The sequence below is a fragment of the Serratia sp. DD3 genome, from assembly GCF_000496755.2.
Genome location: NZ_AYKS02000047.1, coordinates 23,341 through 42,985 on the forward strand (window position 1 = coordinate 23,341; position 19,645 = coordinate 42,985).

Genomic DNA, 19,645 nt, shown 5'->3' on the forward strand with positions numbered 1-19,645 from the left:
ATTTACCATTAGAGATTGCCGTTTTGATGCAGAGTCTGAGAAAATAGAAAAACTGACTGCTTTTTAAATCCGACTTGGAGTAAAACATGTCCTCTCGTAAAGAACTTGCCAACGCTATCCGCGCACTCAGTATGGACGCTGTCCAAAAAGCCAATTCCGGCCATCCGGGTGCCCCGATGGGGATGGCAGATATCGCTGAAGTTCTGTGGCGTGATTACCTCAACCACAACCCGACTAACCCACATTGGGCTGATCGTGACCGTTTTGTCCTATCCAATGGTCATGGCTCCATGCTGATTTACAGCCTGTTGCACCTCACCGGTTATGATTTGCCGATGAGCGAACTGGAAAACTTCCGCCAACTGCACTCCAAAACTCCCGGCCACCCAGAGTACGGCTATACCCCAGGGGTAGAAACTACCACCGGGCCTTTGGGGCAGGGGATCGCTAATGCCGTGGGCTTTGCCATTGCTGAACGCACGCTGGCGGCGCAGTTCAACCGCCCAGGGCATGACATTGTCAACCATCACACCTATGTCTTTATGGGTGACGGCTGCATGATGGAAGGCATCTCACACGAAGCCTGTTCCCTGGCGGGCACCATGAAATTGGGTAAACTCACCGCGTTCTACGACGATAACGGCATCTCCATTGATGGCCACGTAGAGGGTTGGTTTACCGATGATACTGCCAAGCGCTTTGAAGCCTACGGCTGGCACGTGGTGCGCGGCGTAGATGGTCATAACAGCGAATCTATCAAAACGGCAATTGAAGAAGCACGTAAAGTGACTGACAAGCCTTCACTGCTGATGTGTAAAACCGTGATCGGCTTCGGTTCGCCAAGTAAGGCGGGTACCCACGATTCGCACGGCGCTCCATTGGGTGCGGCGGAAGTGGCTGCTACCCGTGAAGCACTGGGTTGGAAATATCCGGCGTTTGAAATCCCGCAAGAGATTTACGCGCAGTGGGATGCCAAAGAAGCTGGTAAAGCCAGAGAGAATGCCTGGGATCAAAAGCTGGCAGCCTACCGCCAAGCCTTCCCAGAATTGGCAGCGGAGTTCCAACGCCGTGTGAATGGTGAGTTGCCTGCTAACTGGAAAGTCGAAGCGCAGAAGTTTGTTGAGCAGTTGCAGGCTAACCCGGCCAATATTGCCAGCCGCAAAGCCTCACAGAACTCATTGGAAGCCTTTGGCAAAATCCTGCCAGAATTCCTCGGTGGCTCTGCTGACCTGGCACCGAGCAACCTGACCATGTGGTCTGGCTCTAAATCACTGAGTGATGATCTGGCGGGTAACTACATCCACTACGGTGTGCGTGAATTCGGTATGACCGCCATCACTAACGGTATTGCGCTGCACGGTGGTTTCCTGCCGTATTCAGCAACGTTCCTGATGTTTGTGGAATATGCCCGTAACGCGGTGCGTATGGCGGCATTAATGAAGCTGCGCAACCTGTTTGTCTACACCCATGACTCCATCGGCCTGGGTGAAGATGGCCCAACCCACCAGCCGGTTGAGCAACTGGCTAGCCTGCGCACCACGCCAAACATGAGCACCTGGCGCCCTTGTGATCAGGTGGAATCCGCTATCGCCTGGCAATATGGTATCGAGCGCAATGACGGCCCAACCACCTTGGTATTCTCGCGCCAGAACCTGACCCAGCAGCCACGTAGTGCTGAGCAGTTGGCTAATGTTTACCGTGGTGGTTATGTGCTGAAACAGTGTGCTGGTACTCCGGACGTGATCCTGATTGCTACCGGTTCTGAAGTGGGCATCACCGTGGAAGCGGCAGACAAACTGAGTGCCGAAGGGCATAAAGTACGGGTCGTCTCTTTGCCATCTACCGATGCCTTCGATAAGCAAGATGCTGCTTACCGTGAGTCTGTACTGCCTGCCGCCGTAACTGCCCGTGTGGCGGTGGAAGCGGGCATTGCCGATTACTGGTACAAGTATGTTGGCCTGAACGGTGCCATTGTGGGTATGACCAGCTTCGGTGAGTCAGCTCCGGCAGACCAACTGTTTAAAGAGTTCGGTTTCACCGTGGATAACGTGGTCGCCAAGGCGAAAGCGTTGTTGAAGTAATCCGGTTTTGAGTTGTGCTATCAGGGGCGAATTTTCGCCCCTGATTCTTTGTGGGAGTAGGGCAATTCTCCCGGCGATTTGAATGACGACCCGCTTCTTACAACGGCGTCACTTTTTTCACTTCCAGACTAACCAGTTTCCCTTCCAGTTCAGCCAGAAAAGCACGGAAGTGGTTGGTTTCGGTATGTTCCTGCAGGGCTTGTGCTGAGGCCCAGCGTTCAATAAATACATAAGCGTCGGGGTGGTCCACTTCCTGATGTAAGTCATACTGCAGGCAACCCGCTTCAGCACGGCTTGGTGCCACCATAGCACGCAGCGCTTGCTCTACGGCGGTACGGTGTTCAGGGGTGGCAGTAATCAGGGCAACGACTTTAACTTCACTCATTTGGGCTCCTAGTCCTATTACTCAGTCATATCCAGTTCTGGGTTGTTAGTAGAAAAATCATCGAACCGTGGTTATTCAGGTGGTAGGTATCTGAATAAACACAGGCTTAGAGTCTATGTCAAACCGGGTGTGAAAATGTGCGCTAGATCATTTTATTTGGGTAAAATCAGCCGAACTTGTCAGGTGGCTTATTGCACCTGTTCCTTTTGGTAAAGCTTTGGTTTATCCTCAGCTGAAGCGTTTCAGTTGGTAGGGTTGCGAGTGGAAACGTCAGGTCAGTGTGAAGGGTTGCGATAGACCGCACAAGTTTGAGGAATAACGAATAGAGTGGTTCACAGTAAGCGGCGCGCTAAAGTACGCTATAGTCGTCATCATTCAGGTTGCTGGGGTTGTCTGCAATTTGCAGAATGGCGAGTATAAATGACGATCACTGGCGTAAAGACGCGTTCCCAAGGAGTAGCATGACCATCCGCATAGCAATCAACGGTTTTGGGCGTATTGGACGCAGCGTTTTGCGCGCGCTGTATGAATCAGGACGACGCGCTGACATTTCTGTCGTCGCCATCAATGAATTGGCTCAGGCTGAGGGGATGGCGCACCTGCTGAAGTATGACTCCAGCCACGGCCGTTTTGCCTGGGATGTACGCCAGGAGCTTGATGTGCTGAGCGTCGGGGATGATAACATTCGCCTACTGCATCAACCGGCATTGCAACAGTTGCCGTGGAGGGAACTGGGGGTTGATGTGGTGCTCGATTGCACTGGGGTATACGGCAGCAAGGCGGATGGTGAAGCTCATTTGCAGGCAGGGGCCAAGAAGGTACTGTTTGCTCACCCGGGCAGCAATGATCTGGATGCCACTATTGTGTTTGGGGTTAACCACCAGACACTACGTAAAGAGCACCGGATTGTGTCCAATGCCTCCTGTACCACCAATTGCATTATTCCGGTGATCAAACTGCTGGATGATGCTTACCACATTGAATCCGGGACTGTCACCACCATCCACTCCTCAATGAACGATCAACCGGTGATAGATGCCTATCACTCGGATTTACGGCGTACCCGTGCGGCGAGCCAATCGATTATTCCGGTGGATACCAAGTTGGCTGCTGGTATTACGCGTATTTTTCCGCAGTTTTGCGATCGTTTTGAAGCGATTTCGGTGCGGGTACCCACGATTAATGTGACCGCCATTGATCTCAGTGTCAGCGTTAGTTCTCCGGTACAGGTGAGCGAGGTCAACCAGCTGTTTCAAAAGGCGGCACAGGGTTCATTTCGTGGTATAGTTGACTACACAGAAGTACCACTGGTTTCCATCGATTTTAACCATGATCCGCACAGTGCCATCGTTGATGGTACGCAAACTCGGGTTAGTGGGCAGCACCTGATCAAAACCCTGGTCTGGTGTGATAATGAATGGGGCTTTGCCAACCGGATGTTGGATACCACACTGGCAATGGCCGCAAGCGGTTTCTAGTAAGGGCTTGTTTTAACAAGTCTAAGGTGGCACCAGCGTTGTGTTGGTGCACCACTCAGGCAACTTTGAAGAGAATCAACCAAGAGGGTTCACCATGTCTGTAATTAAGATGACCGATCTGGATCTGGCCGGTAAACGTGTTTTGATCCGTTCTGATCTCAACGTACCAGTGAAAGACGGTAAAGTGACGTCCGATGCACGTATCCGTGCCTCCCTGCCGACTATCGAAGCAGCACTCAAGCAAGGCGCGCGCGTGATGGTCACTTCCCACCTGGGGCGTCCTACCGAAGGTGAGTACAATGAAGAGTACTCTCTGCTGCCAGTGGTCAACTACCTGAAAGAGCATATGACATCACCAGTACGTCTGGCGAAGGATTATCTGGATGGTGTGGAAGTGGCTCCTGGGGAACTGGTGGTTCTGGAAAACGTCCGCTTCAATAAAGGCGAGAAGAAAGACGATGAAGCCCTGTCCAAGAAATATGCAGCGCTGTGCGACGTGTATGTGATGGACGCCTTTGGTACCGCACACCGTGCGCAGGCGTCTACCCATGGCGTGGGTAAGTTTGCTCCTATTGCTTGTGCTGGCCCGCTGTTGTCGGCAGAACTGGAAGCACTGGGCAAAGCACTGGGCAACCCAGCACGCCCAATGGTGGCGATTGTCGGTGGTTCTAAAGTGTCTACCAAACTGACGGTGCTGGATTCCCTGTCCAGAATCGCTGATCAACTGATCGTCGGTGGTGGTATTGCCAACACCTTTGTGGCCGCTCAAGGGCACAATGTGGGTAAATCCCTGTATGAAGCTGATTTGATCCCTGAAGCGAAAAAGCTGCTGGAGACCTGTGATATTCCTGTTCCTACCGATGTGCGCGTAGCCACTGAGTTTTCTGAAACCGCTGCCGCGACTCTGAAGTCAACCAGTGATATCAAAGACGACGAGCAAATTCTGGATCTGGGGGATGTGTCTGCACAGCGTCTGGCCACGATCTTAAAAGATGCCAAAACCATTCTGTGGAATGGCCCGGTGGGCGTATTCGAGTTCCCTAACTTCCGTAAAGGGACCGAAATTGTTGCACAGGCTATCGCCGATAGCGACGCTTTCTCTATTGCTGGTGGTGGCGACACACTGGCTGCGATCGATTTGTTCGGTATTGCTGACAAAATCTCCTATATTTCTACCGGTGGCGGTGCTTTCCTCGAGTTTGTGGAAGGCAAACAACTGCCAGCAGTAGTCATGCTGGAAGAGCGCGCCAAGAAGTAATTCAGGCATTAGCGGGGGGAGATTGGCCTCCCGCTTGTTTTATTCCCCACAATTGCGATAACAGTTGCGATGCGGGGAATTTCATCCATCGCTACTTGCCCGCTTTCATGTTGTCACTTGAGAGCGTGACGGGTACACGGCCAACGAAATAGGGCGAAACCACATGTCTAAAATTTTTGATTTCGTAAAACCGGGTGTCATCTCAGGTGATGACGTTCAGAAAGTCTTTGCTATTGCCAAAGAGCACCATTTTGCACTGCCTGCAGTAAACTGTGTGGGGACTGACTCCATCAATGCCGTGCTGGAAACAGCCGCCAAAGTGCGCGCTCCAGTGATTGTTCAGTTCTCTAACGGTGGTGCTGCGTTTATCGCTGGTAAAGGCGTTAAAACCGATGTCCCACAAGGTGCTGCTATTCTGGGTGCAATTTCTGGCGCTCATCATGTGCATCAGATGGCGGAGCATTATGGTGTGCCAGTGATCCTGCACACTGACCACTGTGCCAAGAAATTGCTGCCATGGTTGGATGCATTGCTGGATGCCGGTGAGAAGCACTTTGCCGCGACCGGTAAACCTCTGTTCTCTTCTCATATGATTGACCTGTCTGAAGAGTCACTGGAAGAAAACATTGAAATTTGCAGCAAGTACCTGGCGCGTATGGCGAAGATCGGTATGACGCTGGAAATCGAACTGGGTTGCACCGGTGGTGAAGAAGATGGTGTGGATAACAGCCATATGGATGCTTCTGCCCTGTACACTCAACCTAAAGATGTTGATTACGCTTACGAGAAACTGAACGCTATCAGCCCACGTTTCACCATTGCAGCCTCTTTTGGCAACGTACACGGTGTTTACAAGCCAGGTAACGTAAAACTGACCCCGACTATTCTGCGTGATTCCCAAGAGTATGTTTCCAAGAAACATAACCTGCCGCACAATACGTTGAACTTTGTGTTCCATGGTGGTTCAGGTTCTACTGCGGCTGAAATCAAAGAAGCCGTCAGCTACGGTGTAGTGAAAATGAACATCGATACCGATACCCAGTGGGCAACTTGGGAAGGTGTACTGAATTACTACAAAAAGAACGAAGCTTATTTGCAAGGCCAACTGGGTAACCCAGAAGGTGCCGACAAGCCAAACAAGAAATACTATGATCCGCGTGTATGGGTGCGTGCAGGCCAGACCACGATGATTACCCGTCTGGAATTGGCGTTCAAAGAGTTGAATGCTATCGACGTGCTGTAATATCTAGGCCATAGGCATTGATAACGAAAGGCTCCCATTGGGAGCCTTTCTATTTTTTAATTCAGTAATCCCATTTTTAATTCAGTAATCCCGCCCCGACATTAATTGATATATACCCAAGTTCAATCAAGTTGCAGGACAAACCGCTGTGCGTTTTGAACAGCACTTGCGCTGGTCCGCAGGGCGAAGCTCATGGATGAGGTTCATTAATCCCGATGAGCTTACTAGGGTAAGTGATTCAGGTGAGGGACAAATCCGCTTGGACAAATCGGTCAGGAATCGATTTGAATACCACTTTGCGGCAACCCGAAGGGGAAATCACAGGGAAGTGATTTCTAACGGATTTTAACGCTGCTTGCAGCGGCCTTAGGGATGAGGCGAATAACCGCAGCCAACACCGCTGCAGTTTGATTGGTGACAGGGATATACCCTACCTGCCAGAGCGTTTTCCAGTACAGATGGCATTGTAGTAAAAGGTTGGTTACCCTTAGGCGGTCGTTTTCATACCGTTGTTACTTCATTAGTCTATTTTGTGCATTTTACCCCTCAGGGGCTTAGTAGTGGGACCTCAAAATGAAAGATTTTAATGTAATAGAAGATATTAATAAGGCCAGTAACTGGGTCGTGACCCATCAGGATTTACTGTTGCAATATGTGGTGAATATTGTCGCGGCAATCATCATTCTTATTATTGGTTGGCTGGTTGCGCGTATCGTCAGTAATGCCTTGAGGCGTGTGATGAAACTGCGTGGTATTGATGATACCGTGGCGGGTTTTCTGGCGACGATGGCGCGTTATGCTATTTTGGCATTTACCCTGATTGCGGTGTTGGGGCGGGTGGGGGTGCAGACGACCTCGGTGATTGCGGTGTTAGGCGCCGCGGGTCTGGCTGTGGGTTTGGCATTGCAAGGCTCCCTTTCCAACTTTGCCGCAGGTGTGTTGCTGGTGGCTTTCCGCCCAATGCGTGCAGGTGAGTTTGTTGATCTTGGTGGGGTCGCTGGTACGGTAGATGAGGTACATATTTTTTCCACCACGTTGCGTACTGGCGACAATAAAATGATTGTGATACCGAACGGTAAAATCATTGCTGGCAATATTATCAACTTTTCCCGCGAGCAAGAGCGCCGCGTGGATATTATGGTGAGTGTGGCTTATCACGCTAATATCGACCTGGTGAAACAAGTGCTGGGGGAGGTGATCGCTGCCGATAAACGTATTATGCATGATAAAGGCGTCACCGTGCGCTTGAATGAAATAGCCCCAGCGGCACTCAATTTTGTTACCCGTAGTTGGACCAGTAGCGCTGAGTATTGGGATGTCTACCATGATTTGATAGAAAACTTTAAACGTCAGCTAGATGCTCACCATATTGGTGTAACCATGCCTTAAATGGGGGGCAGTTACAGCAGGTGAGCCAAGTAGGTGAACAATAGCTAGAAATGCTGTTGTTGATACTGAGCGTCATTAGGGGGCGTTTATTCGCTCCCGTCACTGATGAGCAAGGCTGGGGACTGATTCGTTTGCTGCGTTACTTGGTCAAATAGCGAGTATTAACAATATTGATGGCTGATTAGAATTATCTATTTCTCCTAATGATTTTCTCTTCGTATGATGAGCGTATTGAACCACACAGACGCTATTTTTTATCTCCATCAGGAATCTATGTTAACCACTTATTTGCAGGGACTTATGCTGAGTGCGGCGATGATCTTGCCACTGGGTCCACAAAATGTCTTTGTGATGAATCAGGGGATCCGCCGCCAGTATCATCTGATGATTGCCTCGTTATGTGCATTGAGTGACATCGCCTTGATCTGTGCGGGTATTTTCGGTGGTAGCGCGTTGCTAAGCCGCTCGCCAATGCTATTAACCCTGGTGACCTGGGGTGGGGTGGCATTCCTGTTGTGGTATGGTTGGGGCGCTTTTCGCGCGGCTTTCAGCCAGCACCTTGAACAGGTCGCTGCGCTAGAGATGCAACAGAGCCGCTGGCGTATTGTGGTCACGATGCTGGCAGTCACCTGGTTGAACCCCCATGTTTACCTCGATACCTTTGTGGTCCTCGGTAGTTTGGGGGGGCAACTGATGGAGGAGATGCGTTTATGGTTTGCCTTGGGGGCGGCCAGCGCTTCCATTCTCTGGTTCTTTGCTTTAGCCCTGCTAGCTGCGTGGTTGGCCCCCTGGTTGCAGACTCAAATGGCACAGCGTGTTATCAACCTGTTGGTGGGGGTGGTGATGTGGGGGATTGCTCTGCAACTGGCTTGGCATTAAAGCTATCGATACCCGTCGTCAATCGAACGGCAGGGAACCCTGGTTAGCATGACAACGAGTATAGCGATACGGCTTAATCTTGCCTTAATACCTTATGCCCGTGGGATAGGATGGCATCGGTGACCTTACGCATCATACGGCTCTCTGGAGCAAACCGGTGCCAGAACAGCATCCGGCGTTGGAACAGGCCCGGTGTCAGATCGATTAATTCCCCATCCGCCAGCTCTCGCTCTATTTGCAGATGCGGGATCATACAGCAAGTGGTGCCTTGCCGTGCCAACTGCACAAAGGCCTCTGACGAGTTAACAATATGGCAAGGAACACTACCCGGTGAAAGGTCAAAATTTTGCTGGAGAAATGCTTGATGCATATCGTCGAGATGGTCGAAGGCCACCGCAGGGGCTTTTAATAGCGCAGTGCGGGTAACACCTTGAGGAAAGTAGCGCTCGGCAAACGGTTTTGATGCGACAAACAGGTAGTCAAGGGCACCCAGTCTGTCCACCAGGCAGCTTGGCAGCGGTTGTGGCTGGATACTGACCGCACCAACCACCTCTCCGCGCCGCAGGCGCTCCTGGGTTCGAGTTTCATCTTCAACCTGCAGGTTGAGGCGGATAGGGGAATCAGCCAGCACCGGTTTTAATGCCGGTAACAACCAGGTTGCCAGGCTGTCGGCGTTAACCGCCAGCGATAGCAGTAACGGTGTATCAATACCGTTATCATTACCCAGCCACTCTTCTTCCAGCAATTCCACCTGGTGTAGCAAAGCCAGTAACTTCTGGCCCTGCTCAGTAGGGCGAGGCGGCACAGTACGCACCAACAAAGGTTGACCGAACAGGTTTTCCAACTGTTTGATGCGTTGGGATACTGCCGATTGGGTGATACACAGTTTTTGTGCCGCACGCTCAAAGCCGCGTTCACGGATCACCGCGTCCAGCGCTTGTAATGTCCTATAGTCTGGGCGTTTCATCGGAGAAATATCCCTTAAAATAAATTGAGTGAAAACGATCAATACGCTTGTTGTTGGCAACCAGAACCAACTTATGCATCGACAAATGTGCGGTAGCTTAAATAAGTCTCTTTTAGCCTAAGATGTAGATGAAGATTTACCTTATAATACGTATTCGTTTTCGTACATAGGCAATGAACAGATTATGACTCAGGATGAACTCAAAAAAGCGGTAGGTTGGGCTGCATTGGAGTACGTGAAACCAGGCACTATTGTGGGTGTCGGCACGGGTTCTACCGCAGCGCACTTTATTGATGCTCTTGGAACCATCAAACATCAAATCGAAGGGGCGGTATCCAGTTCAGATGATTCCACAGCCAAACTCAAGAGCCTGGGGATCACTGTTTATGATAGTAACGAAGTGGATTCGTTGGATATCTATGTTGATGGTGCGGATGAGATCAACCGTCATATGCAAATGATCAAAGGTGGGGGCGCCGCGCTGACCCGTGAGAAGGTCATTGCTGCCATGGCTCGCCAATTTATCTGCATTGTCGATGCCAGCAAACAGGTGGATGTTCTGGGGAAATTCCCGTTACCTGTGGAAGTGATCCCCATGGCGCGTTCTTATGTAGCGCGTGAATTGGTCAAGCTGGGGGGGCTGCCTGAATATCGTCAGCACGTAGTGACCGATAATGGCAACGTGATCCTTGATGTATACAATTTGAATATTCTTGATGCGGTTGCCTTGGAAAACAAGATCAATGGCATCGCCGGTGTAGTGACCGTGGGGCTGTTTGCCAACCGTGGCGCAGATATTGCGTTGGTGGGAACCGCGGATGGTGTGAAGGTCGTCAAGTAAGAGACTCTCGGCGGCGCAGTTGGTTTACTGCGCCTGCTGATACCTGTCAGCCATTCAGGCTGCATCATTTTGCTATTAAATGATATTTTCTTAAATTCAGTTTTTTTGGTGATATATATCACATTCTAATAAGAAGCATTGTCGGGCTTCTGTCTAATGACTTCCTGATGGCATTTTCCACCAGAAACGAAAGCGATGACTGTACCTTGTGTAGGGCAGCAGGCAATCGTTTGGTCTTGCCCGACGTGTAATTTTTGTTATGTTGGTAGGCGTGCTGTTGGTTTCAAGCTGGAGACAGCCAGTCTGAATGGCGATGGATAGTGTTCCACAACAGCCACTTCTGAGGTCTGAACATAGGGTCGGGTAAATGGCAAAAGTATCATTGGAGAAAGACAAGATTAAGTTCTTGTTGGTTGAAGGGGTTCATCAAAGCACCGTAGATAACCTGCGTGCCGCTGGATATACCAATATTGAATACCACAAAGGTGCGTTAGACACTGAATCGCTTAAGGCATCGATCCGTGATGCGCACTTTATCGGTCTTCGTTCGCGCACTGAGTTGTCGGAAGAGGTGTTTGCTGCCGCAGAAAAACTGGTGGCTGTGGGTTGTTTCTGTATTGGTACCAATCAGGTTGATTTAAAAGCGGCCACCAAGCGTGGCATTCCGGTATTTAACGCCCCGTTCTCCAATACGCGATCCGTGGCCGAAATGGTACTGGGGGAACTGTTGCTGATGTTGCGTGGTATCCCCAGCGCCAACGCCAAGGCCCACCGTGGTCAGTGGCAAAAACTGGCTGTCGGCTCCTATGAAGCACGTGGCAAGAAACTGGGTATCATCGGTTATGGTCATATCGGCACTCAGCTCGGCATACTGGCCGAAGGGCTGGGGATGCACGTGTTCTTTTACGACATCGAAAACAAGCTGCCATTAGGTAATGCTCATCAAGTCCGTCACCTGTCCGATTTGTTAAATATGAGCGATGTGGTGACACTGCATGTGCCAGAAACACCGTCCACCAAGAATATGATCGGTGAACAAGAGTTGGCATTGATGAAGCCAGGGGCGATTCTGATTAATGCCTCACGAGGGACGGTGGTAGATATTCCGGCGCTATGTCAGGCTTTGTCTAGCAATCATCTGGCGGGCGCGGCGATTGACGTGTTCCCGGAGGAGCCAGCCACCAATAGCGATCCTTTTGAATCACCATTGTGCCAATTTGACAATGTGCTGTTGACGCCACATATCGGTGGTTCAACCCAGGAAGCGCAAGAGAATATCGGTGATGAAGTGGCGGGCAAGTTGGCGAAATACTCTGATAACGGTTCTACCTTGTCAGCGGTCAATTTCCCGGAGGTTTCGCTACCTTCTCATGCTCCAAGTTCCAGCCGTTTGCTGCATATCCATGAAAATCGCCCAGGGATCCTGACGCAAATTAACCAAATCTTCGCTGAAGAAGGGGTAAACATTGCCGCTCAGTATCTACAAACCAGCGCAGAGATCGGTTATGTGGTGATCGATATTGAAGCCACCACTGAGGATGCGGCGGTGGCCTTGCAGCGGATGAAAGCGATTGAAGGCACGATTCGCGCCCGTCTGTTGTTGTAGTTGGAATTAGTTATAACCAAGGATTAGTTGTAATAGGTTATCAGCGTAAATAAGAAGGCCGGAGTGATCCGGCTTTTTGTTATCCAGTGTGCCATGCCCAGCACTTGGCGGGGGTAATAATCTCCGGTAACGCAATATCCCATGATTCCACGGGTAAGGCGCTAACCTGCTGGCAATCATGTGCCAGCCCGATAGGGTAAGGGCCACCACGTTGCCAATGCTGCAGGGTCCGATCGTAAAATCCGCCCCCCATCCCCAAACGCCCCCCTTGTGAGTCAAAGGCCACCAGTGGCGTTAAAACCACGGCTAACTGTGATAATGGCAACACATTACGTACATCCAGCACCGGTTCCAGAATATGGAAGCGGTTTTCAACCAGCACGGTTTGCTCGGTGTAATGCAGGAACAGCAGATTGCCAGGGCTGAATGGATGCAATACCGGCAGATAAACCTGCTTGCCCAGTTGCCATAACTGCTTAATCAGCGGGCCGGTATCCAACTCCCCATCAAACGAGAGATACAGAGCAAGATGTTGCGCGGCTTGAATACGCGGATGTTCGGTGACTCGAGTCACCAGTAGCTTGGCATCACTTTGTTGCTGTTGGGGGGATAGCGTGCGCCGCCGTTGGCGGATTTCATGGCGAATGGCTTGCCGTTGCTGGGTAACTTGCGGTTGCTGAGTAAATTGTGCTTGGAGTGCCATAGTACCAGACCGGCAAAAAATATGATGAAGGTGAAGGATCTCCGAGATGCCGCCGCAGGCTGTAACCCTTGAACCCATGGTTCAAGGTGAACGCACCGTCGCAACCTTCAGGCTCCTCGGACGAACCGAGTATGCACACCGATCACAGAGCAATACATTCTATTGGTACTAAATATCGGCTCAGGGGACTGGCCCGCTGGCAAACATCTCAGAGAAATCTGTTAACTCATTGCCGAAGCCTTCAACTTCCACAATGATATTTATTCAACTTTATTTATTCGAACTGCGCACCCTGATGTTCAGTGATGCGACCTTGCTCAAGCAGTGCCTGTTCAATGGTCTGTTGCAGCATACGAATTCTTTGTTCCATATTGTTCGCATAATCACGAGTTTTCAAGCGTTCTTGTGTAAGTTCGTGACAAACATTCAATGCTGCGATAAATACGAGTTGTTCTGTATTTGTGACTCTAGTGCGAACTTTCAGATCTTGCAACCGTTGATTAAGATCCTCTGCGGCCATATTCAACGCATCTTGTTGTTCTGGCGGACAATTGACTCTTAACGAGCGGCCAAAAATTTGTATATCTACCGGTTGTGCAGACATGCCACCTTCCTGCCTAAATTTCGCGCCAACAATTTTTCGCGCAAACACTGGCCAACGATTGCCGCGCTATCAAAACGGGCGCCACTATATATACCACGGTACCAAGATACAACACTTTTTCAGTCACAGATGATAGCCACTGACTGAACTGAGATGTTGCGCTCAACTGGTGTACCAATGGGGCTTGGTGGTAGCATAACACGAACTTATCTTGCCAACGATGACCAATACGCATGTCTATACAGAATACAGTTCCAAGTTATCAATCTTTGACCGTCGTGCTCAACCAGCAAGCGGTGGCCTTAACCGCTGCAGAAATGCACGGCTTGATCAGCGGCCTGCTGTGCGGTGGCAACCAGGATGCCAGTTGGCGGACGCTGGTGTTTGATCTGACCAACGATGGGGAGGCTTTCCCGCAGGTGCTGAGCCAGCCATTGCAACAACTGCATGACGCCACCAAAGAAGCGCTGGAAGATGATGAGTTCATGTTCCAATTGATGATGCCTGAGGGGGAAACCGTCAGCGTATTTGAACGTGCTGATGCACTGGCGGGCTGGGTAAACCACTTTTTGCTGGGGCTGGGCATGATGCAGCCGAAGTTGGCACAAGTGAAAGATGAAGTGGGTGAAGCGATAGACGATCTGCGTAATATTGCGCAACTGGGTTATGACGAAGATGAAGATCAAGAAGCGTTGGAACAGTCACTGGAAGAAGTGATGGAGTATGTGCGAGTTGTCGCGCTACTTTGCCATACTGAATTTACTCGCCAGCAGCCGAATGCGGCGGAAAATCGCAAGCCAACTTTGCATTAAACACCTGCGAGAGTGTTCGCATATATAGAGAATACTCAGCCTGATCTAAGACAGGAACAGGATTAACCGATTTCAGGAGAAGATGATGACCCAACAAGAATTCCATAACCGCCGTCAGGCATTGTTGGCGAAAATGGCTCCAGCCAGTGCGGCAGTGATTTTTGCCGCTCCGGAAGTGGCGCGTAATGCAGATTCTGAGTATCCGTATCGCCAAAACAGTGATTTCTGGTATTTGACTGGTTTTAACGAACCTGAAGCGGTCCTGATCCTGGTGAAAAGTGATGAAACCCATAATCACAGTGTGCTGTTTAACCGGGTACGTGATTTGACCGCAGAGATCTGGTTCGGTCGCCGCTTGGGGCAAGACGCCGCCCCAGCCCGATTGGGGATTGATCGCGCATTGGCGTTCAGCGAGATCAACGAGCAATTGCATCTGCTGCTTAATGGTCTGGACGTGGTGTACCACGCCCCGGGGCAATATGCTTTTGCTGATGAGATTCTGTTTGCGGCGTTGGAGAAACTGAGAAAAGGTTTCCGCCAGAATCTGACGGCACCGGACACCTTAACGGACTATCGCCCATGGTTGCATGAAATGCGCCTGTTCAAATCAGCGGAAGAGTTAGCGGTGATGCGCCGTGCCGGTGAAATTAGTGCCCTGGCCCATACGCGTGCCATGCAAAAATGCCGCCCTGGTCTGTTCGAATATCAGTTGGAAGGGGAGATCCTGCATGAGTTTATCCGCCATGGCGCACGTTCCCCTGCTTATAACACCATCGTCGGTAGCGGTGACAACGCTTGTATCCTGCATTACACCGAAAATGAGAGCGAAATGCGTGATGGTGATTTGGTGTTGGTTGATGCAGGTTGTGAGTACCGGGGTTATGCCGGCGATATCACCCGTACTTTTCCGGTAAATGGTAAATTCAGCCAACCTCAGCGCGAGCTTTATGACATCGTACTGGCCTCGATTAATAAGGCCCTGGCGCTGTTTAAACCGGGCATCAGCATCCGCGAAGTGAATGATGAGGTGGTACGTATCATGATAGCTGGGCTGGTTGAGCTGGGGATACTTCAGGGCGACGTTGAACAGCTGATTACTGAGCAGGCACACCGCCCATTTTATATGCATGGCCTGAGCCACTGGTTAGGGCTGGATGTGCATGATGTGGGGCATTATGGTTCACCAAACCGTGATCGTGTGCTGGAACCTGGCATGGTGCTGACGGTTGAACCCGGTTTATATATCGCGCCTGATGCGGATGTACCAGCGCAATATCGCGGTATTGGTATTCGTATTGAAGATGACATTCTGATCACCAAAACAGGTAATGAGAACCTCACCGCCAGCGTGGTGAAAGAGGTTGATGCGATTGAAGCCCTGATGGCGGCGGCGCGTTGATATGAGTGTCATCATTGTGGGTGGTGGTATGGCGGGTGCCACGTTGGCACTGGCGATTTCCTCCCTGACGCAGGGTAAACTGGCGGTCTCTCTGGTTGAGGCAAATCAGCCGGATGAGGGTGGCCACCCTGGGTTTGATGCCCGGGCTATCGCTCTGGCGCAGGGAACTTGCCAACAATTGGCGCGGATTGGTCTTTGGCAGGCGTTAAGTGATTGTGCCACCGCCATCACCCATGTGCATGTGAGTGACCGTGGACATGCCGGTTTTGTTAATCTGAACGCTCGAGACTACCAACTGGATGCCCTCGGGCAGGTTATCGAACTGTTTGATGCCGGGCAGCGGCTGTTTGCGTTACTGGCCAAAGCGCCCGGTGTTACGGTGCATTGCCCGGCCAAAGTGGTTGATGTGCGGCGTACTGCTGAGTACGCCGAGGTTGAGTTAGACAATGGGCAACACCTGAAGGGGCAATTGCTGGTGGCGGCGGATGGTTCGGCTTCCCCATTGGCCCAAGCCTGTCATATGCAATGGCAACAACAGGATTACCCGCAGTTCGCCACGATTGCCAATATCACCACTTCCGAACATCCACAAGGTCGAGCGTTTGAACGCTTTACCCGTCATGGCCCGCTGGCGTTATTGCCCATGTCTCACGGGCGTTGTTCATTGGTTTGGTGCCACGCACGAGAAACCCGCCAGCAGGTGGATAGCTGGAGCGAGGAACAGTTTCTCAGTGAATTACAACAAGCATTTGGTTGGCGCTTGGGCAAAATGTTGCAGGCGGGTAAGCGCCATAGCTATCCTCTTCGCCTGCTGAAGGCTAACCAGCACGTGAGCCACCGTTTGGCATTGGTGGGTAATGCTGCCCAGACGTTGCATCCTATTGCTGGGCAAGGGTTTAATCTGGGGCTACGTGACGTGATGTCGTTGGCAGAAACCTTGGCAGAAGCGGCGCAAACCGGAGAGGACGTTGGGGCTTACCCATTATTAAGCCGTTATCAGCAACGGCGGCAGGGTGATCAGCAGGCCACTATTGGTGTTACTGATGGATTAGTGCGGTTATTTGCCAACAACTATGCTCCACTGGTTGCTGGGCGTAATCTGGGGTTGATGGTGATGGAACAGTTACCTGCAGCACGCCATGCTTTTGCCAAACGCACGTTGGGCTGGGTGGCGCGTTAAATTTCCCCTTTTCTGTGTTACGGGCAAGGGCTTAAGTTAGATGAAGGAATTGAGGCAGCATGCAATCATTTGATGTGATTATTGTTGGTGGCGGTATGGTGGGTTTGGCGCTGGCCTGTGGTTTGCAGGGCAGCGGTTTGCGCGTGGCGGTGCTGGAACAGCAATCACCACAACACTCACTACAACACGCACCGTTGTCAGAACGTCCGGCGCTACGGGTTTCTGCCATCAATGCTGCCAGTGAACGCTTGTTGCAACGGCTTGGTGCCTGGGACGAGATCATCAACCGGCGCGCTAGTGCCTATAACGCCATGGAAGTCTGGGAACGTGACAGTTTCGGCAAAATCGCTTTCCGCGGCGATGAATATGGCTTCAACCATTTGGGGCATATTATTGAAAATGATGTGATCCAGCAGGCGTTGTGGAATCGGGCTCAAACCTTGGCGGATGTAACGCTGCTGGCACCGGCGGTATTGAAACAGGTGGCCTGGGGCGAGAACGAGGCTTTTGTCACCCTGGAAGATGGCCGCATGTTGAGTGCTCGTTTGCTGGTCGGGGCAGATGGTGCCCATTCTTGGCTGCGTCAACATGCTGATATTCCATTGACCTTTTGGGATTATCGCCACAGTGCGTTGGTCGCCACCATCGCTACCGAACAGCCCCATTTGGCTACCGCGCGTCAGGTATTTCATGGTGACGGTATTCTGGCATTCTTGCCATTTAACGATGCGCATTTGAGTTCGATTGTCTGGTCAGTGGCACCGGAAGAGGCAGAGCGGCTGAAGCAGTTAGAACCGCAAGCCTTTAACCGTGAATTGGCGATGGCTTTTGATATGCGCTTAGGCCATTGTCAGTTACAGAGTGAACGCTTGACCTTCCCTCTTACTGGGCGTTATGCCCGCAGCTTTGCCAGTCATCGTCTGGCGTTGATGGGGGATGCGGCTCATACCGTACATCCTCTGGCGGGTCAGGGGGTGAATCTGGGCTTTATGGATGCGGCAGAACTGATCTCTGAACTTAAGCGTCTGCATCGTCAAGGTAAAGATATCGGTCAGCATCTCTATCTGCGCCGTTATGAGCGCCGCCGTAAGCAGGGTGCCGCGATGATGCTGGCCAGTATGCAGGGTTTTCGTGAATTGTTTGCGGGCAACAATCCAGCGAAGAAATTGCTGCGTGATGTAGGTTTAAGATTGGCAGATAGCCTGCCCGGTGTGAAACCCAAGCTGATTCGTCAGGCGATGGGGCTTAATGATTTGCCGGAGTGGTTGGCAGAGCCCGGTCATTAATTCAACTCCCAGGGGCGAATCGACTCGCCCTGATACTCTCCCTTCATTTGAGAAATTCTAATTTCAAGCCGATTTCATCATTACTTTTTCTAATGTTACTGTTGGCGGGTAAAAATGCTCATTCTCCAGATTTGACGAAGTTTGTTATATAACTTTGCCATTTTGCTGCTTTAATTGTTTGTTTTGTAGATTAAGTCGTGTTTTCCCAGTGAAAAAAACTGCATGCTAGTACCTGCCATTGACTGCTGATAAGTCTATTTTAACTTATGGTTAATCGGCGAGTTCGGTGATAACGTCACAGCAAAGGCATCGTTTGCGTCGTTGACTATTCGGCGCGGGTGAGTGTTAAGCAGCACACAATCAGCCCCCATCTTATTTGCGTAGCAACAGCCGGACTGCGGCTACTGGAGCGGAAAGAGGAAGAAATGGCAAAGCAAACCCCCCTGTATGACCAACATGTGGCTTGTGGTGCGCGCATGGTCGATTTTCATGGCTGGATGATGCCGCTGCATTATGGCTCCCAGATTGATGAACACCATACCGTGCGCCAAGATGCTGGTATGTTTGACGTTTCCCATATGACCATTGTCGATCTTCATGGTGCCCGTACCCGCGAGTTTCTGCGTTACCTATTAGCGAATGATGTCGCCAAACTCACCCAATCAGGCAAAGCCTTGTATAGCGGTATGTTGACTGCTTCCGGTGGGGTGATTGATGACCTGATTGTCTATTTCTTTACTGAAGAGTACTTCCGCCTGGTGGTGAACTCCGCCACCCGCGAGAAGGATCTGGCCTGGATTGAACAACATGCCGCCGCCTACCAGGTTGAGCTGACGGTGCGTGATGATCTGGCGCTGATTGCGGTACAGGGCCCACAGGCTAAACAACGTGCGGCCACCCTGTTTACGCCAGAACAACAACAGGCGGTGGCGGGTATGAAGCCCTTTTTCGGTGTGCAGGTGGGGGATTTATTTATTGCCACCACCGGTTATACCGGTGAAGCGGGCTATGAAATTGCCCTACCTAAAGAACAAGTGGTTGATTTCTGGCTGAAATTGCTAGCCGCAGGGGTGAAGCCGGCTGGGTTGGGGGCTCGTGATACATTGCGCCTGGAAGCGGGCATGAATCTCTACGGTCAGGAAATGGACGAAGGTGTTTCACCGCTGGCGGCTAATATGGGGTGGACGATTGCCTGGGAACCGCAGGATCGCCAGTTTATTGGTCGCGAGGCGTTGGAGCAGCAGCGAGAAAACGGCACTGAACAACTGGTCGGTTTGATCATGACCGAAAAAGGTGTATTACGTAATGAGTTACCGGTGCATTTTACCGATGCGCAGGGGCAGCCGCAGGTTGGGGTGATCACCAGTGGATCCTTTTCACCAACCTTGGGCTTCAGTATTGCATTGGCGCGTGTGCCTGCCGGTATTGGCGAACAGGCTATCGTGCAGATTCGTAACCGTGAAATGCCCGTCGTGATAACGAAACCGGGTTTTGTACGCGCTGGTAAATCATTGATCAATTAGTTCTTATTAAA

General features: G+C 51.1%; 17 protein-coding genes and 1 other RNA gene. 13 read left to right on the plus strand and 5 right to left on the minus strand.

All coding sequences use genetic code 11. The features are described 5' to 3' along the window. The first annotated feature begins 86 nt into the window (after positions 1–86). Entirely contained in the window at positions 87–2,081 is a 1,995-nt protein-coding gene (gene tkt / locus IO95_RS07745) for a transketolase (RefSeq protein WP_023489752.1), read from the plus strand. Between the two features lie 97 nt (positions 2,082–2,178). Here tkt and IO95_RS07750 read toward each other — a convergent pair whose 3' ends face one another. Continuing rightward, positions 2,179–2,466, minus strand: a complete 288-nt coding sequence (locus IO95_RS07750) for a putative quinol monooxygenase (RefSeq protein ID WP_023489751.1) — start codon at positions 2,464–2,466, stop codon at positions 2,179–2,181. 461 nt (positions 2,467–2,927) lie between these two features. Between IO95_RS07750 and epd the strand changes: the two genes are divergently transcribed. The 5 genes from epd (at position 2,928) to argO (ending at position 8,713) form a co-directional block, all read left to right on the plus strand. Then, positions 2,928–3,944: an erythrose-4-phosphate dehydrogenase gene (epd, locus tag IO95_RS07755; RefSeq protein ID WP_023489750.1), complete on the plus strand. Its 1,017-nt coding sequence runs from the start codon at positions 2,928–2,930 to the stop codon at positions 3,942–3,944. A 94-nt stretch (positions 3,945–4,038) separates the two neighbouring features. Next, positions 4,039–5,202 (plus strand): phosphoglycerate kinase, encoded by a 1,164-nt coding sequence (gene pgk, locus IO95_RS07760; RefSeq protein WP_023489749.1) that lies wholly within the window; start codon positions 4,039–4,041, stop codon positions 5,200–5,202. 163 nt (positions 5,203–5,365) lie between these two features. Beyond that, positions 5,366–6,445 (plus strand): class II fructose-bisphosphate aldolase, encoded by a 1,080-nt coding sequence (gene fbaA / locus IO95_RS07765; protein ID WP_023489748.1) that lies wholly within the window; start codon positions 5,366–5,368, stop codon positions 6,443–6,445. 573 nt (positions 6,446–7,018) lie between these two features. After that, on the plus strand, positions 7,019–7,834 hold the full coding sequence (gene mscS / locus IO95_RS07770) for a small-conductance mechanosensitive channel MscS (protein ID WP_023489747.1): 816 nt from the start codon (positions 7,019–7,021) through the stop codon (positions 7,832–7,834). 273 nt (positions 7,835–8,107) lie between these two features. Then, positions 8,108–8,713 carry an arginine exporter ArgO gene (argO, locus tag IO95_RS07775; RefSeq protein WP_023489746.1) on the plus strand — a complete coding sequence of 202 codons (606 nt, stop codon included), beginning with the start codon at positions 8,108–8,110 and terminating at the stop codon, positions 8,711–8,713. A 73-nt stretch (positions 8,714–8,786) separates the two neighbouring features. Here argO and IO95_RS07780 read toward each other — a convergent pair whose 3' ends face one another. Beyond that, complete coding sequence (locus IO95_RS07780; RefSeq protein ID WP_023489745.1) at positions 8,787–9,680, minus strand: LysR family transcriptional regulator ArgP; 894 nt, start codon at positions 9,678–9,680, stop codon at positions 8,787–8,789. 184 nt (positions 9,681–9,864) lie between these two features. Here IO95_RS07780 and rpiA point away from each other — a divergent pair, with 184 nt between their 5' ends. Together rpiA and serA are read left to right on the plus strand one after the other, a co-directional pair. Further along, on the plus strand, positions 9,865–10,521 hold the full coding sequence (gene rpiA, locus IO95_RS07785; protein WP_023489744.1) for a ribose-5-phosphate isomerase RpiA: 657 nt from the start codon (positions 9,865–9,867) through the stop codon (positions 10,519–10,521). A 367-nt stretch (positions 10,522–10,888) separates the two neighbouring features. Beyond that, positions 10,889–12,127 carry a phosphoglycerate dehydrogenase gene (serA, locus tag IO95_RS07790; RefSeq protein WP_023489743.1) on the plus strand — a complete coding sequence of 413 codons (1,239 nt, stop codon included), beginning with the start codon at positions 10,889–10,891 and terminating at the stop codon, positions 12,125–12,127. A gap of 79 nt (positions 12,128–12,206) precedes the next feature. Here serA and IO95_RS07795 read toward each other — a convergent pair whose 3' ends face one another. From IO95_RS07795 to zapA, 3 genes are all read right to left on the minus strand, one after another. After that, positions 12,207–12,830, minus strand: a complete 624-nt coding sequence (locus IO95_RS07795; protein ID WP_023489742.1) for a 5-formyltetrahydrofolate cyclo-ligase — start codon at positions 12,828–12,830, stop codon at positions 12,207–12,209. Positions 12,831–12,864: 34 nt separating this feature from the next. Next, a non-coding RNA gene (ssrS, locus tag IO95_RS23970) (6S RNA) lies at positions 12,865–13,048 on the minus strand. 56 nt (positions 13,049–13,104) lie between these two features. Further along, complete coding sequence (gene zapA, locus IO95_RS07800; protein ID WP_023489741.1) at positions 13,105–13,434, minus strand: cell division protein ZapA; 330 nt, start codon at positions 13,432–13,434, stop codon at positions 13,105–13,107. A 233-nt stretch (positions 13,435–13,667) separates the two neighbouring features. Here zapA and IO95_RS07810 point away from each other — a divergent pair, with 233 nt between their 5' ends. The 5 genes from IO95_RS07810 (at position 13,668) to gcvT (ending at position 19,634) form a co-directional block, all read left to right on the plus strand. Continuing rightward, a complete protein-coding gene (locus IO95_RS07810) occupies positions 13,668–14,246 on the plus strand; it encodes a YecA family protein (RefSeq protein WP_023489740.1) in 579 nt (192 codons plus the stop codon). Positions 14,247–14,331: 85 nt separating this feature from the next. Further along, positions 14,332–15,645 (plus strand): Xaa-Pro aminopeptidase, encoded by a 1,314-nt coding sequence (pepP, locus tag IO95_RS07815; protein WP_023489739.1) that lies wholly within the window; start codon positions 14,332–14,334, stop codon positions 15,643–15,645. A 1-nt stretch (position 15,646) separates the two neighbouring features. Next, complete coding sequence (gene ubiH / locus IO95_RS07820; RefSeq protein ID WP_023489738.1) at positions 15,647–16,825, plus strand: 2-octaprenyl-6-methoxyphenyl hydroxylase; 1,179 nt, start codon at positions 15,647–15,649, stop codon at positions 16,823–16,825. 59 nt (positions 16,826–16,884) lie between these two features. Further along, on the plus strand, positions 16,885–18,111 hold the full coding sequence (gene ubiI / locus IO95_RS07825) for an FAD-dependent 2-octaprenylphenol hydroxylase (protein WP_023489737.1): 1,227 nt from the start codon (positions 16,885–16,887) through the stop codon (positions 18,109–18,111). Positions 18,112–18,536: 425 nt separating this feature from the next. Then, positions 18,537–19,634 (plus strand): glycine cleavage system aminomethyltransferase GcvT, encoded by a 1,098-nt coding sequence (gcvT, locus tag IO95_RS07830; protein WP_023489736.1) that lies wholly within the window; start codon positions 18,537–18,539, stop codon positions 19,632–19,634. The last annotated feature ends 11 nt before the right edge of the window (positions 19,635–19,645 follow it).

Excerpts from the sequence above, each read along its gene's own strand:
- tkt (WP_023489752.1), top strand. The coding sequence starts at position 87 with ATGTCCTCTCGTAAAGAACTTGCCAACGCTATCCGCGCACTCAGTATG.
- IO95_RS07750 (WP_023489751.1), bottom strand. The coding sequence starts at position 2,466 with ATGAGTGAAGTTAAAGTCGTTGCCCTGATTACTGCCACCCCTGAACAC.
- epd (WP_023489750.1), top strand. The coding sequence starts at position 2,928 with ATGACCATCCGCATAGCAATCAACGGTTTTGGGCGTATTGGACGCAGC.
- pgk (WP_023489749.1), top strand. The coding sequence starts at position 4,039 with ATGTCTGTAATTAAGATGACCGATCTGGATCTGGCCGGTAAACGTGTT.
- fbaA (WP_023489748.1), top strand. The coding sequence starts at position 5,366 with ATGTCTAAAATTTTTGATTTCGTAAAACCGGGTGTCATCTCAGGTGAT.
- mscS (WP_023489747.1), top strand. The coding sequence starts at position 7,019 with ATGAAAGATTTTAATGTAATAGAAGATATTAATAAGGCCAGTAACTGG.
- argO (WP_023489746.1), top strand. The coding sequence starts at position 8,108 with ATGTTAACCACTTATTTGCAGGGACTTATGCTGAGTGCGGCGATGATC.
- IO95_RS07780 (WP_023489745.1), bottom strand. The coding sequence starts at position 9,680 with ATGAAACGCCCAGACTATAGGACATTACAAGCGCTGGACGCGGTGATC.
- rpiA (WP_023489744.1), top strand. The coding sequence starts at position 9,865 with ATGACTCAGGATGAACTCAAAAAAGCGGTAGGTTGGGCTGCATTGGAG.
- serA (WP_023489743.1), top strand. The coding sequence starts at position 10,889 with ATGGCAAAAGTATCATTGGAGAAAGACAAGATTAAGTTCTTGTTGGTT.
- IO95_RS07795 (WP_023489742.1), bottom strand. The coding sequence starts at position 12,830 with ATGGCACTCCAAGCACAATTTACTCAGCAACCGCAAGTTACCCAGCAA.
- zapA (WP_023489741.1), bottom strand. The coding sequence starts at position 13,434 with ATGTCTGCACAACCGGTAGATATACAAATTTTTGGCCGCTCGTTAAGA.
- IO95_RS07810 (WP_023489740.1), top strand. The coding sequence starts at position 13,668 with ATGTCTATACAGAATACAGTTCCAAGTTATCAATCTTTGACCGTCGTG.
- pepP (WP_023489739.1), top strand. The coding sequence starts at position 14,332 with ATGACCCAACAAGAATTCCATAACCGCCGTCAGGCATTGTTGGCGAAA.
- ubiH (WP_023489738.1), top strand. The coding sequence starts at position 15,647 with ATGAGTGTCATCATTGTGGGTGGTGGTATGGCGGGTGCCACGTTGGCA.
- ubiI (WP_023489737.1), top strand. The coding sequence starts at position 16,885 with ATGCAATCATTTGATGTGATTATTGTTGGTGGCGGTATGGTGGGTTTG.
- gcvT (WP_023489736.1), top strand. The coding sequence starts at position 18,537 with ATGGCAAAGCAAACCCCCCTGTATGACCAACATGTGGCTTGTGGTGCG.